The organism is Streptomyces sp. NPDC037013, assembly GCF_055607265.1.
On record NZ_JBVJRV010000010.1, the window covers coordinates 142,786 to 155,365 of the forward strand.

The window sequence follows — 12,580 nt, forward strand, 5'->3', positions numbered from 1 at the left end:
GAGAGAGCACCGGCCAACGCCTCATGCCCGCCTCGCCGTCGAGCTCTGCCCAGGCCGCGCGTGAAACGGTCGCCCACCGGCTGCGCGACCTCCGGAAGGAAGCCGGACTCACGGTCGTGCAGCTGGCTGCGGCATGCGGCTGGCACCACTCCAAGACGTCCCGCATTGAGAACGCCCGCACCGGGCCCACCGCCACCGACATCCGCCGGTGGTGCGCAGCAGTGGGTGCGGGCGATCACGCGAACGATCTCGTCGTGCAGTCCATCAGCGCGGAGTCGATGTACCGGCAGTGGCGCGAGCAGGTCCGTGCGGGATTGCGCCACCTGCAAGAGAGCCGGGTGCAGGCGTTCCGTGAGACGGAGTCCTTCCGGCTGTACTCGTCGAGCATCGTCCCGGGGCTATTGCAGACGGAGGGATACGCGCAGGCCGTCCTGGGGATCGCGGCGCATGTGCACGACTTGCCGGTCGACGAAAGTGCTGACGCTGCCCGCGCCCGGGTGGAGCGTTCCCGGATCATTCAGGAGCAGGGCCACTACTTCGTGGTGGTCATCGAGGAGCCGGTGCTGCGCTACCAGGTCGCCGGCCGCGAGGCGATGGCCGCCCAACTCGGTTTTCTTCTCACCGTCGGAGCGCTGCCTGCGGTATCCCTCGGAATCATCCCCATGGCGGCCCGACGGACACGCTGGCCTGAGGAGACCTTCCACATCTACGACGACGTCCACGTCTCCGTGGAGCTGGTGAGCGCGGAGGTGAACGTCACGCAGCCCTCCGAGGTCGCCCTCTACGCTTCCGCCTTCGAGCGGCTGCGTGGCATGGCCGTGTATGGGGCCGAAGCGCGAGAGCTGATCGTGCGCGCGATCGAAGCGCTGCACTAAAACGGGTGCGCAGCCGCGCCGGAGAAGCCCCGGCCGTACGCCGCCAGCCGGGCCGGGTCCGGCTCACCGTGTGTCGGGGCGTGGTGCCTAAGATGGGGCGCCGGACGCGGTGGTGCGGCGGGCGCGGGACGGGGTCTGCTTCCCGGCGGCGGCCGAAGGTGTGATCAAGGAGTACGGACATGGCCGGTCAGGCCCGCGCGCGGAAGAACGCCCCACCGCGTGAGGACGTGTTGGCGGCCGCCATGGAGATGATCGCCGAACGCGGCCTGGAGAAGCTGACCATGGCCGCGCTCGGCCGTGAGGTCGGCATGAGCTCCGGCCACCTCCTCTACTACTTCCGCACCAAGGACGAACTGCTCCTGCGCACCCTGGAGTGGAGCGAGGGCCGCCTCGGCGCCGAGCGCGGCCGCCTCCTCGCCCGCCCCGGCAGGGCCCGCGAGCGCCTGGACGCCTACGTCGGGCTGTACGTCCCCGACGGGCCGGGCGACCCGCACTGGACCCTGTGGCTCGAGGTCTGGAACCGCTCCCTCAACGCCGACGAGGACGGCCGCGACCGGCAGGCCGCGATCGAGGGTGCCTGGCACCGCGACCTGGTGGCGCTGCTCGCCGAGGGCGTCTCGCGCGGCGAGTTCAAGACGGTCGACCCGGACCGTTTCGCGACCCGGCTGAGGGCGCTGCTCGACGGCTTCGCCATCCACGTGGCGATCGGCCTGCGGGGCACGGGCCGTACCCAAGTGCTCGCACACGTACGGGACTTCCTGGACGGATCGCTCTCCGCCGCCTCCTAGGACCGCGCGGACGCCGGCGTCAGGAACCGCGCCGCCCGGGAGACCGTCCATGTCGGCAAGGGGCCGGGCGGGGGTGGGGACCCCGACGGGGTCGTAGGGGGACGGTGCCGGAGCCCACGGCCGCCACCACGCGGCCGCCGTGCCACGCCACCCGCACGGCCGGGCCCCCGCATGCGCACCACCGACCACGAACGAGCACGGGGGACTTCACCATGTACGCCAGCCACCGCAAGCGCACCGCCCTGGCCGCCGCGGCCGTCGTCGCCGCGGTCACCGTCACCACCCTCCAGGCCGCCTCCGCCGCACCCGCCACCGCCGCCGCGCCACGCACCGAGGGCGTCAGCGTCACCGCCGGGGGCAAGGCGGCGAACGACCGGTCCGAGGGGGCCGTGATCAGCCGCGACGGCAGGTTCGCCGCCTTCGACTCCGAGGCCACCGACCTGACCGCCGGTGACACCAACGGCGCGGGCGACATCTTCGTACGGGATCTGCGCACCGGCAGGACGGAGCGTGTCTCGCTGCCGGGCCGCCGGCTCAGCGGTCCCTCCCTGAGCGCCGACGGCCGCTACGTCGCGTTCCTCTCCGGCCCCGCCAACTCCTACTCCGACCGTGACGTGCGGCTCTACGACCGTAAAACCAAGAAGGTCGAGCGCCTCGACGTCGGGCTGCCGGACGGCTACCCCGGCGACAGCGCGGGCAGCGTCTCGCTGAGCGCCGACGCCCGCTACGCCGTCTTCAGCACCGACGGGCCCCGCTTCGACGGCACGGCGGTCTTCCTGCGCGACCGCCGGGCCGGCACCACGGAGAAGGTCAGCCACCCGTACACGGGCGGTGACGGCGAGCGCGACGCCCACTCGCCGACCGTCAGCGACGACGGCCGGTACGTCGTCTACGCCACCTCCTTCGTCAACGGCCCGCGCGGCGACGACTGGAGCGATCTGTGGCTGCGCGACCGCAGGACCGGGAAGCTGACCCAGGTCGACCGCTCCCACGACGGGTCCAGGACCGAGAAGGAGTCCCTGGAGCCGTCCATCAGCGGTGACGGCCGCACGGTCGTCTTCGAGTCCCGGGACCCCCATCTCGTACCCGGCGACGACGACGCCTCCTGGAACGTCTTCGTGCACGACATCGCCTCCGGGCGGAACCAGCGCATCCACGGCACCCAGGGCGGCCCCGGCGAGGTCTACACCCGCGCCCCCGCCATCAGCGCCGACGGCCGGTACCTCACCTTCATGTCCGAGCTCGCGGAGCCGGGCAGCGAGTACGGCAAGGAGTGGCCCGTCTACCTGCGGGACCTGAAGAAGGGCACGACCACGCTCGTCACCCCGGACACCACCGGCGGCGCCGCCACCGCCACGGTCCTGCCCGGCGGCATCTCGGCGGGCGCCCGCCGGATCGCCTTTTCCTCCTCCGACGCCACGCTGCTGCCCGGCGACACCAACGACGGCGACGACATCTTCGTACGCCGCCTGCGCTGACGTTCGACCCGACGCGGGCGGCGCGACCACGCGCCGCCCGCATCGTGAGACGCCGTTCCGCGCGGCGGCGAACCGTGGCAAGCTGCCTGTCGTGCTCTCGTTCGCCATGATTATTGGCAGCAGGCGCGCCGGTCCGCAGTGACCGCCTCGTATCCATCACGTACGGGCGGACACCGTCGCCTCGACCCGCGCGCAGACCTCTCGCACCCGCGAGGGGTTTTTTCGTTTCCCGGCCCAACTGCAGCCGGACACGGAGCGCGAGGGATCATTGGGGGTGGTGGAGCCGGTCATTCCGGTAGACCGAGATCCGACACAGGAGCCAGATCAGCATGACGGAAACCAGCGCACCCGACGATTCCTTCCACGTCTTCGACACGACGCTGCGCGACGGCGCGCAGCGCGAGGGCATCAACCTCACCGTCGCGGACAAGCTGGCCATCGCCCGGCACCTGGACGACTTCGGCGTGGGCTTCATCGAAGGCGGCTGGCCCGGCGCCAACCCGCGCGACACCGAGTTCTTCGCGCGCGCCCAGCAGGAGATCACCTTCCGGCACGCCCGCCTCGTCGCCTTCGGCGCCACCCGCCGCGCCGGCGCGAAGGCCGCGGACGACCCGCAGGTCAACGCCCTCCTCGCGTCCGGCGCCCCCGTCATCACGCTCGTCGCCAAGTCCCACGACCGCCATGTCGAGCTGGCCCTGCGCACCACCCTCGAAGAGAACCTGGAGATGGTCCGCGACACCGTCTCCTACCTGTGCGGGCAGGGCCGCCGGGTCTTCGTCGACTGCGAGCACTTCTTCGACGGCTACCGCGCCAACCCCGAGTACGCCAAGTCCGTCGTACGGGCCGCCGCCGAGGCGGGCGCCGACGTCGTCGTCCTGTGCGACACCAACGGCGGCATGCTGCCCGCCCAGATCCAGGCCGTCGTCTCCACCGTCGCCGCCGACACCGGAGCCCGGCTCGGCATCCACGCCCAGGACGACACCGGTTGCGCCGTCGCCAACACCCTCGCCGCCGTCGACGCCGGCGCCACCCACGTGCAGTGCACCGCCAACGGCTACGGCGAGCGCGTCGGCAACGCCAACCTCTTCCCCGTCGTCGCCGCCCTGGAGCTCAAGTACGGCAAGCAGGTCCTGCCCGAGGGCGCGCTGCGCGAGATGACCCGCGTCTCGCACGCCATCGCCGAGGTCGTCAACCTGACCCCGTCGACCCACCAGCCCTACGTCGGCGTCTCCGCCTTCGCCCACAAGGCGGGCCTGCACGCCTCCGCGATCAAGGTCGACCCGGACCTCTACCAGCACATCGACCCGGACCTGGTCGGCAACCGCATCCGCATGCTGGTCTCGGACATGGCCGGCCGCGCCTCCATCGAGCTCAAGGGCAAGGAACTCGGCGTCGACCTCGGCGACGACCGCGCGCTGATCGGCCGCGTCGTGGACCGCGTCAAGGAGCGCGAACTCCAGGGGTACACGTACGAGGCCGCCGACGCCTCCTTCGAACTGCTGCTCCGCGAGGAGGCCGAGGGCCGCGCCCGCCGCTACTTCCGCGTCGAGTCCTGGCGGGCCATCGTCGAGGACCGCCCCGACGGCACGCACGCCAACGAGGCCACCGTGAAGCTGTGGGCCAAGGGCGAGCGCATCGTCGCCACGGCCGAGGGCAACGGCCCCGTCAACGCCCTCGACCGGGCGCTCAGGGTCGGTCTGGAGCGCATCTACCCGCAGCTCGCCAAGTTGGAGCTCGTCGACTACAAGGTCCGCATCCTGGAGGGCAAGCACGGCACGTCCTCCACCACGCGCGTCCTGATCTCCACGACCGACGGCGTCGGCGAGTGGTCGACCGTCGGCGTCGCGGAGAACGTCATCGCGGCGTCGTGGGGCGCCCTTGAGGACGCGTACACGTACGGCCTGCTGCGCGCCGGGGTCGAGCCGGTCGAATAAGCCCTTCCAGAACCGCCGCGGCGGCCCCCGCTGGGTTACGTTCGAAGTATGAGGAATCGGACGAAGCGGATCACGGTGGGACTCTCCGGGCTCCTGCTCGTTCTGGGTGCCACGTCCTTCACCGCGGCCCCCGGGGCGCCGGCGGCCACCGTGGCACCGGCCGCCGCCGGCACGTCGGCGGTGGCCGAGGCGTGGAAGAGGGGCCCGGTCTACGTGGATCCCGCGGCCTCGGACCAGCTGTCCGGGGAGCAGGCCGACGCGCTCGCGCAGAAGATCGAGAAGGCGGACAAGCCCGTCTTCGTGGCTGTGCTGCCGGGCGACTTCCCGCAGCGGGACATCTTCCGCAAGCTGCGCGCCGAGACCGGCGTGACCGGTCTCTACGCCGTCCGGCTCGGCGGCGGGTTCGACGCGAAGGCCGACCGTTCCGTCCTGACCGGCAACGCCGTCAACAACCTCGTCTCCCTCGTCCAGGGCGAGGACACCGCCGTCCAGCTCGACCACTTCGTCGGGCAGGCCCTCGCACAGGCCCGCGGCAAGGCGCCGCGGTCCTGGGGCGGCGGCCCGGACGACGGGGTGTCGACCGGCGGCCTCGTCGGTGTCGGAGTGGTGCTCGTCGCCGGTGCCGGCGGAGCGTACGCCGTGATCCGGCGCAAGAAGCGGCGGCACGAGGAGAGCCGGCGCGAGGCGCTGCGGAAGCTGTCCGTCGTCGTCGACGAGGACATCACCGCGTTCGGCGAGGAGCTCGACCGGCTCGACTTCCACCCCGCGGAGGCCGGCGCGGACGACGCGATGCGCGCGGACTACGAGCGCGCGCTGGACGCGTACGAGAAGGCGAAGGCGTACATGGCGGCGGCCACGCGCCCCGAGGACGTGCGGGCCGTCACCCAGGCGCTGGAGGACGGCCGGTTCTCCCTCGCCCTGCTCGCCGCGCGGCGCGAGGGGCGCGAGCTGCCCGAGCGGCGGGCCCCCTGCTTCTTCGACCCCCGGCACGGGCCGTCCGTCGAGGACGCGAGGTGGGCGCCCGCGGGCGCGCCGGAGCGGTCGGTCCCGGTGTGCGCGGCGGACGCGGCGCGCCTCGCGGACGGGCAGGACCCGATGGTGCGGACGGTGGCCACGGAGTACGGCGACCGGCGGCCCTACTGGGAGGCGGGACCGGCGTACGGGCCCTGGGCCGGCGGGTACTTCGGCGGCGGCATCCTGCCGGGCCTGCTGCTCGGCACGATGCTCGGCGGCATGATGGCGACCCCCGCCTACGGGGCGGACTACGGATCCGGCTACGGCGACTTCGGCGGCGGCTACGAGGGCGGCGACTTCTCCGGCGCCGACTTCGACCCGGGCGACTTCGGCGGCGGCGATTTCGGCGGGGGAGGGGACTTCGGCGGAGGAGGGGACTTCGGGGGCGGCGGGGACTTCGGCGGGGGCGGGTTCTAGTTCTAGTACTCCGGCAGAGGTCTGAGCCCTGAGCGGCGCGCTACTGGACGTCCGTGTCGTCGCCAAGGTCGCCGAGATCGCCCAGGTCGTCATGGTCGCCGTGATCGCAGTTGGCGTCACGGTCGTGGGTCCGCCGCGCGCGGGCGGCGATGAGGGTCAGCGCGGCGGCGGCGAGGGCCGCGAGGGAGTCGGCGAGGCGGATGAGCTCGCCCGCGAGGGTGAACGAGTGATCCATGGTGATCTGCTCCGCTTCCGTGCGCGGTGGAGGGGCCGGCCGGCATTCCCTCGGACACCTCGAATGAATCAGGGCGCCGACCTGTCCGGCATCTCCTCCGGACAAGCCCGGACACCGGCCGGGCTCGCCGCAGAGCTCACCGGGGGTCCGGTCGGCTGCGGTACGGTGAGTCGATGGCCCCTGACGCCAGGTCACCGAACACCCCCGGCCCGGCGGGAAGCCCCGACCCGGAGCGAATAGAGACCCTGACCGAGTTCAAGGCCGCTCTTGAGGCCTTGCGCGGGACGCGTTCGTACAGCGACCTGAAGAAAGAGTCGGGGCCGGCCCGCAGCACGATCAGCGACCTGCTGGCCCCCGGCGGTTCGATGCCGCAGGAAGAGACGGTCGTCGCGTTCCTCAGTGCCTGCGGTCTCGGGGAGGCGGCTCGGCGGCCCTGGCTGAGGGCCTACGAACGGGTCAAGCACGCCCACCGAGGCCGGCCCGCCGACGCCGTACGGGTCCGCGAAGCCCGCCCTCTGCTGCTCGGCGTGCACCCATCGGTCCGGGTCGTGAGCGAGCCGGACACGACCGAGCTGCCCGCCTACGTACCCCGTGACTTCGACGGCGATCTGCGCACCGCCGTCTCGGCCGCGGCCCGGCAGGGCGGCTTCGTGCTGTTGACCGGCGACTCGTCGGTGGGCAAGACCCGCTCCCTGTACGAGGCGGTCGGCGCGGAGCTGCCCGAGTGGTGGCTGCTCCATCCCGATCCGGCCGACGCCACCGGCCTGCGGGCCCTGGACGCCGACGAGGTCCGGCGCACGGTGGTGTGGCTGGACGAGCTGCAGGAACACCTCGACGGCACGGCGTCGTTGACCGCGGCGACGGCGCGGCGTCTGATCGGCGCGGGGCTGGTCCTGGTGGGCACGCTGTGGTCGGACGAGTACACCGGACGCGTGGAGGCGCGCGTGCCGGGCCGGCCGGATCCGGGGGCCGACGCCCGAAAGCTCCTGGAACTGGCCCACTTGGTGCGGGTCCCGGAGTCGCTCACCCCGGCCGAGCGGTTCCATGCCGAGACCTTGTCCGCCGACCGTAGGATCCGTCTCGCGCTGGACACCCCGGACGTCGGCTTCACCCAGTTCCTGGCGGCTGCCCCGCACCTGGAGACGCGGTGGACCCACGCGGACCCGTATGCGAAGGCGCTGATCACCGCAGCGCTGGACCTGCGCCGCCTCGGTGCCCGTGCCCCTCTGTCGCGCGAACTGCTTGCGGCCGTGGTTCCCGGCTACCTGACGGAGACCGAGCAGGCGAGGACCGAGGAAAGCTCGCTGGACGAGGCGCTGGAGTACGCCACCGCGCGACTGCACGGCGCCGCCGCCGTTCTGCGGCCGGTCGGTGTGGTGGACGCGAGCGGCGGCAAGGGCAGGATCACCGGCTATCTGGTGGCCGACTACCTCCACCAGCAGGCGAAACGGAAACGCCACGCAGAGCCGGTGCCCGAGACGCTGTGGCAGGCCGTCATCGACCACTACCACCCGTGGGACACCCAGTCCCTGGCCCACAACGCGCGCCGCCTGGACGCGGCGGACTACGCGGAGGTGCTGTACCGCCGGGCCGCCGACGGCGGTGACATCTATGCGGGGATGCAACTGGGTGAGCTGCTGCTCGCCGCCGGGCGGATCGAGGAGCTGCGCACCCGGGCCGACGCGGGGGACCGGGGCGCCAACTCCGTGTACGTGAACGTGCTCGCCGGTCAGGGGGACCTGGCCGGGCTGCGCGCCCGGGGCCGGGCCGGCGGCGACCCCGTGGCCGCACGGCTGCTGGTCGCCCGCCTCCTCCAACAGGGATACGTGCAGGAGGCGCTGTCCCACCTGCGTGCCTGGGCCGCCGAGGGCGACGACAGCGCCGCGCGCCACATCAAGAAGGTGCTCGCCGAACAGGACCGCCTCCACGAACTGCGCGCCGCCGCCGACGACGGCCATGTGCAGGCCGCGTTCAGGCTGGCCGAGCTGCTGGTCAAGTACGGCAGGACCGAGGAGCTGCGGGCCCGCGCCGACAGCGGCGACCCGTACGCCGCGCACGCCCTGGCCAAGACACTCGAACGTACGGGAGACATCACCGGACTACGCGCCCGCGCCGCCACCGGTGAGGCGGCGGCAGGCTGCGTACTGGCCGGCTTGCTCACGCGGCAGGGCGCTCTCGACGAGGCCCTGGCGATCCTGCGCGGTCTGGCCGACACCGGCGACGGGCAGGCCGCCTGCCGGCTGGCCGACGTGCTCGCCGAACACGGCGAGGTCGAGGAGGCGACGGCGATCCTGCGCCCCTTGACCGACAGCGGCCACGACGGCGCCTGGTACCGGCTGGCCAACTTGCTGGCCGACTGCGGGGACTTGGACGGAGCAGTGGCGACTCTGCTGGCCCAGCCCCGGGCCGGCGGCGCCATCGCCAATGCCAACAGGGCGGTCGACGTCCTCGCCGGCGATGGCCGCCTCGACGACCTGCGCACCCTGGCCGACGCGGGCAACGAGTCCGCCCGGTGGCGGCTGGCCCACCTGCTCGCCGAGCAAGGCCGCATCGAGGAACTTCGCACCCGTGCCGCAGCCGCCGACAGCGCCGCCGGGCTGGTGCTCGACGCCCTGAGGGCCAGAAGCGGCCTCGCCGAGGGGGCGCAGGCGCGCACCCATCACCCCGACACCTGATCCGGATCGGCGCTGCCGGACGTGAGCCGATGGTGGTTGTCATTGGCATCGTCATTGTCGTGCTTGACCTTGCCGCCGATATGCGAGACGATACGTTCCGTCTTGAACATCCAACAGGGGGAAGGACGGCTCATGTCGCGAGGAGTGCAGGAACAGTACGTCGAGGTCGCACCGGGAGTGCGGCTGTGGACCGAGCGGCGCGGAGACCCGGATGCCCCGGCGCTGCTCCTCGTCATGGGGGCCCAGGCATCCGGGCTCGGCTGGCCCGAGCCGCTGGTGGAGGCGCTCGCCGCACACCATCACGTCATCCGTTACGACCACCGCGACACGGGCCGATCGACCCGGCCCTTTGACGAACACCCGTACGCCGTGACCGACTTGGCGCGGGACGCGGTGGCGGTCCTGGACGGCCTCGGTGTCGAGCGCGCGCATCTCGTGGGCCTCTCGCTGGGTGGCATGCTCTCCCAGCTGGTACTCGCCGACCATCCCGAGCGGGTGCTGAGTGCGACCTTGCTGGGCACGTGCGCGCTGAGCGAGACGCCGTACGTCCGGCCGGACGGTGTGCGGGTCCCGGTCGCGGAACTGCCCGGGGTCGCGCCGGAGATCCTGGAGATGTGGTCCCGCCCCGTCGAGGACAACGGCCCGGAGGCCGAGCTGGACCGCAGGGTGGAGCACTGGCGGCTGCTGAACGGCGACCAGATCCCCTTCGACGAGGCGTACTTCAGGGACCTGGAACGCCGCATCATCGAGCACGCGGGCAGCTACCTGGACTCCTCGGCCCACGGCCGCGCCGACTCCTCCGGGATGATCCGCACCGCCGAACTGGCCCGGACGGAGGTCCCCACGCTCGTCATCTCGGCGACGGCGGAACCGGTCTTCCCGCTCCCGCACCCGCAACACCTCGCCCAAGTCATCGCGGGGGCGCGGCTGGTGGAGATCCCGGGAATGGGCCACGCACTCCCGCCGGCGGTACACGCCCCACTGACGGAGGTGATCCTGAGCCACACGAAGGGGAGTTGAGCAGCTGCGCCGAAACGGCTGGCCCGATGGCCCCCGGTGAGACAGGATCCTGCGGGTGCGCCATGCCGACGAAGACGCTGAGCCGCGGGACCTGATCCGCCGCTATGTCCAGCCCGGACGCCGCTACCTCAAGCTCGGCGGCGGTCTGTTGCACTTGGCGGAGCCCGAGCACGACCGTTTCGCGCGACGCCTCGCCGAGGACGCCGAACGCATCACCACGCCTGAACTCGTCACCCTTCTTGACGGCGGGTGGCGTGAGCGCCGAACTGCCGCCTGGCTCATCGCCGTGTCCCGTCGGACCGGGTTCCGTGCACGGATCGGGGAGCTTCTCCTGGCCGGCGAGGTCTGCTGTGTCGGCCTTGCGTACTGCGTGACCCTGGCCAACTTCGGCACACCGGACGACGCCGGCCACTTGACCGCCTACCTGCGCCGCCCCGACCTCGGCTACGACCAACTCGTGGCCATGGGCGCCCTCTGCTGCATCGATCTGAACCTCGGGGACAACAGGGCCGCCCGCTTCCTGTCCCCGGACGGCTTGTGGCACCAGTGGCTCCAGGGGCGACCCGGTGGCGGCCACGCCGACGCCCCCACCACCCATGTGAGCCTGATCCGCCGACTCTGTGCCTTCGTCGACGAATGCGCAGAGCTACGCCCAGCGGGATAGGCACAGCACCCTCTGCCCACGAGGGGGAGAGTTACGAGGAAGGAGCCGGTGGGGGAGTGGGGGTGGCCGTGATCGGCCAGCGGCCCGGGTGGCCCGGTGGCAGCGCCAAGTCTCGCCGTACCGCCGCGTAGTACGCCTCACGGCCGGCCCGCTGTCGCTCCAGCAAGTCCGCCCACGCCTCGGGGTCGTGCGTGTCCTCGCGCAGGAACCGCTCCATCTCGATCACCGTCAGCACCCACCGCCGCGCCTCGTCGACCACCTCCGGCGCGCCCAGCATGAGCAGCGCCTCCCCGGCGGGATCCCGTGCCTCCGCGGCCTGGGTGAAGTGCGGCACCGCCTCCTCGGGGGAGAGGGGATGCGGGTGCGGGTCGTTGCCGAGGTGGGCGGCGACCCGGTAGGTGAGGCTCACGGTCTGCCGCAGCACCCGGGCGTACTCGGTGTAGACGGCGAGCCGCCGCTCCTCCCAGCGGGCGGCCTGCTCGCGCCGGAAGCGGATGCGGTCGCCCCGCGTGATCGCCACGTAGGACCCGATCGCACCGATGAGTACGCCGATGACCGCGGGCAGTTGCTGTATGAACTCGGACACGGCGAAACGTTAGCGCGCACCTCACCGGCCGCGGGCCCGGTGGGCGGACGCGGCCGTGGGGTGTGCCCGGAGCGGGCGGCGGGGGCGGGGTTCGGATCGGAGACGGGCTCCGGCCGGGTGCCGGCCGGGCGTCCGTCGGAAGCCGGTCCGGTCAGGAGCCGGTCCGGTCAGGCGCCGGACTTGATCGCCGAGATGTCGAAGTTCAGCTTGATCTTGTCGGAGACGAGCACGCCGCCGGTCTCCAGCGCCGCGTTCCAGGTGAGGCCCCACTCCGAGCGCAGGATCTCCGCCTTGCCCTCGAAGCCGACGCGCTCGTTGCCGAACGGGTCCTTGGCCGAGCCGTTGAACTCCAGGTCGATGGAGAGCGGCTTAGTGGTGCCCAGGATCGTCAGGTCACCGGTGATGCGGTAGTCGTCCCCGCCGAGGGCCTCCGCCTTGGTGGACCGGAAGGTCATCTCAGGGAACTCCTCCGTCTTGAAGAAGTCCGCGCTCTTCAGGTGCCCGTCACGGTCGGCGTTGCCGGTGTCGATGCTCTCCATCTTGACGTCGATGGATGCGGTCGAGCGGGACGGCTCGGTGCCGTCCAGGTACAGCGAGCCGGTGAAGTCGAGGAAGGAACCCTTGACGTTCGTGACCATGGCGTGCCGGGCGACGAAGCCGATCGTGGTGTGGGAGGGGTCGATCGTGTAGTCACCGGTCAGCGCGGCGAGCTCCGGGTTGACCGCGGCGGGCGCGGTGGCCGTGGCTGCTGCCGGGGTGGCGGTGACGGTGTCGGTGTCGTTCTTGCGGCCGAAGAGACCCATGACGTGCTCCTTGGGGACGAGCTCCGGTGGGGAGCTGCTGTTGAAAGTTCAACGAGATTGAAGGTAGCGGCATTCCGTTCAATATTCAACC

12 protein-coding genes are annotated in these 12,580 nt (G+C 72.0%); 8 read left to right on the plus strand and 4 right to left on the minus strand.

The genetic code is table 11. From position 1 onward, the window contains the following. Nucleotides 1-23 precede the first annotated feature (23 nt). From ACZ7DY_RS33355 to ACZ7DY_RS33375, 5 genes are all read left to right on the plus strand, one after another. The gene (locus tag ACZ7DY_RS33355) at nucleotides 24-875 is read left to right on the plus strand and encodes a helix-turn-helix domain-containing protein (protein WP_471142182.1); all 852 of its coding nucleotides are present in this window, start codon (nucleotides 24-26) and stop codon (nucleotides 873-875) included. A gap of 179 nt (nucleotides 876-1,054) precedes the next feature. After that, nucleotides 1,055-1,663: a TetR/AcrR family transcriptional regulator gene (locus tag ACZ7DY_RS33360; protein WP_471142183.1), complete on the plus strand. Its 609-nt coding sequence runs from the start codon at nucleotides 1,055-1,057 to the stop codon at nucleotides 1,661-1,663. A gap of 212 nt (nucleotides 1,664-1,875) precedes the next feature. Beyond that, a complete protein-coding gene (locus tag ACZ7DY_RS33365; RefSeq protein ID WP_471142186.1) occupies nucleotides 1,876-3,141 on the plus strand; it encodes a TolB family protein in 1,266 nt (421 codons plus the stop codon). A 329-nt stretch (nucleotides 3,142-3,470) separates the two neighbouring features. Then, nucleotides 3,471-5,075: a citramalate synthase gene (gene cimA, locus ACZ7DY_RS33370; RefSeq protein ID WP_471142189.1), complete on the plus strand. Its 1,605-nt coding sequence runs from the start codon at nucleotides 3,471-3,473 to the stop codon at nucleotides 5,073-5,075. Between the two features lie 48 nt (nucleotides 5,076-5,123). Then, nucleotides 5,124-6,506 (plus strand): hypothetical protein, encoded by a 1,383-nt coding sequence (locus ACZ7DY_RS33375; protein ID WP_471142191.1) that lies wholly within the window; start codon nucleotides 5,124-5,126, stop codon nucleotides 6,504-6,506. Between the two features lie 40 nt (nucleotides 6,507-6,546). Here the strand turns inward: ACZ7DY_RS33375 and ACZ7DY_RS33380 are convergent, their stop codons facing one another. Further along, nucleotides 6,547-6,741 (minus strand): hypothetical protein, encoded by a 195-nt coding sequence (locus tag ACZ7DY_RS33380; RefSeq protein ID WP_471142194.1) that lies wholly within the window; start codon nucleotides 6,739-6,741, stop codon nucleotides 6,547-6,549. Nucleotides 6,742-6,914: 173 nt separating this feature from the next. Between ACZ7DY_RS33380 and ACZ7DY_RS33385 the strand changes: the two genes are divergently transcribed. Further along, entirely contained in the window at nucleotides 6,915-9,416 is a 2,502-nt protein-coding gene (locus tag ACZ7DY_RS33385) for a hypothetical protein (protein WP_471142196.1), read from the plus strand. On the opposite strand, the gene ACZ7DY_RS33390 is transcribed toward ACZ7DY_RS33385, so the two are convergent. Continuing rightward, nucleotides 9,401-9,526, minus strand: a complete 126-nt coding sequence (locus ACZ7DY_RS33390) for a hypothetical protein (RefSeq protein ID WP_471142198.1) — start codon at nucleotides 9,524-9,526, stop codon at nucleotides 9,401-9,403. The genes ACZ7DY_RS33385 and ACZ7DY_RS33390 overlap by 16 nt on opposite strands. 22 nt (nucleotides 9,527-9,548) lie before the next feature. Here ACZ7DY_RS33390 and ACZ7DY_RS33395 point away from each other — a divergent pair, with 22 nt between their 5' ends. Together ACZ7DY_RS33395 and ACZ7DY_RS33400 are read left to right on the plus strand one after the other, a co-directional pair. Next, nucleotides 9,549-10,436, plus strand: coding sequence for an alpha/beta fold hydrolase (locus ACZ7DY_RS33395; protein WP_471142200.1), 888 nt, complete (start codon nucleotides 9,549-9,551; stop codon nucleotides 10,434-10,436). Nucleotides 10,437-10,491: 55 nt separating this feature from the next. After that, entirely contained in the window at nucleotides 10,492-11,100 is a 609-nt protein-coding gene (locus tag ACZ7DY_RS33400) for a DUF6000 family protein (protein ID WP_471142203.1), read from the plus strand. 31 nt (nucleotides 11,101-11,131) lie between these two features. On the opposite strand, the gene ACZ7DY_RS33405 is transcribed toward ACZ7DY_RS33400, so the two are convergent. Then, nucleotides 11,132-11,686 carry a hypothetical protein gene (locus tag ACZ7DY_RS33405; protein WP_471142204.1) on the minus strand — a complete coding sequence of 185 codons (555 nt, stop codon included), beginning with the start codon at nucleotides 11,684-11,686 and terminating at the stop codon, nucleotides 11,132-11,134. A 167-nt stretch (nucleotides 11,687-11,853) separates the two neighbouring features. Then, nucleotides 11,854-12,489 carry a YceI family protein gene (locus tag ACZ7DY_RS33410; protein WP_471142206.1) on the minus strand — a complete coding sequence of 212 codons (636 nt, stop codon included), beginning with the start codon at nucleotides 12,487-12,489 and terminating at the stop codon, nucleotides 11,854-11,856. Nucleotides 12,490-12,580 lie beyond the last annotated feature (91 nt).

Bases quoted from the DNA above. Each gene is read 5' to 3' on its own strand.
- ACZ7DY_RS33375 (WP_471142191.1), top strand. From the start codon at position 5,124: ATGAGGAATCGGACGAAGCGGATCACGGTGGGACTCTCCGGGCTCCTG.
- ACZ7DY_RS33365 (WP_471142186.1), top strand. From the start codon at position 1,876: ATGTACGCCAGCCACCGCAAGCGCACCGCCCTGGCCGCCGCGGCCGTC.
- ACZ7DY_RS33385 (WP_471142196.1), top strand. From the start codon at position 6,915: ATGGCCCCTGACGCCAGGTCACCGAACACCCCCGGCCCGGCGGGAAGC.
- ACZ7DY_RS33360 (WP_471142183.1), top strand. From the start codon at position 1,055: ATGGCCGGTCAGGCCCGCGCGCGGAAGAACGCCCCACCGCGTGAGGAC.
- cimA (WP_471142189.1), top strand. From the start codon at position 3,471: ATGACGGAAACCAGCGCACCCGACGATTCCTTCCACGTCTTCGACACG.
- ACZ7DY_RS33410 (WP_471142206.1), bottom strand. From the start codon at position 12,489: ATGGGTCTCTTCGGCCGCAAGAACGACACCGACACCGTCACCGCCACC.
- ACZ7DY_RS33355 (WP_471142182.1), top strand. From the start codon at position 24: ATGCCCGCCTCGCCGTCGAGCTCTGCCCAGGCCGCGCGTGAAACGGTC.
- ACZ7DY_RS33395 (WP_471142200.1), top strand. From the start codon at position 9,549: ATGTCGCGAGGAGTGCAGGAACAGTACGTCGAGGTCGCACCGGGAGTG.
- ACZ7DY_RS33390 (WP_471142198.1), bottom strand. From the start codon at position 9,526: ATGTTCAAGACGGAACGTATCGTCTCGCATATCGGCGGCAAGGTCAAG.
- ACZ7DY_RS33380 (WP_471142194.1), bottom strand. From the start codon at position 6,741: ATGGATCACTCGTTCACCCTCGCGGGCGAGCTCATCCGCCTCGCCGAC.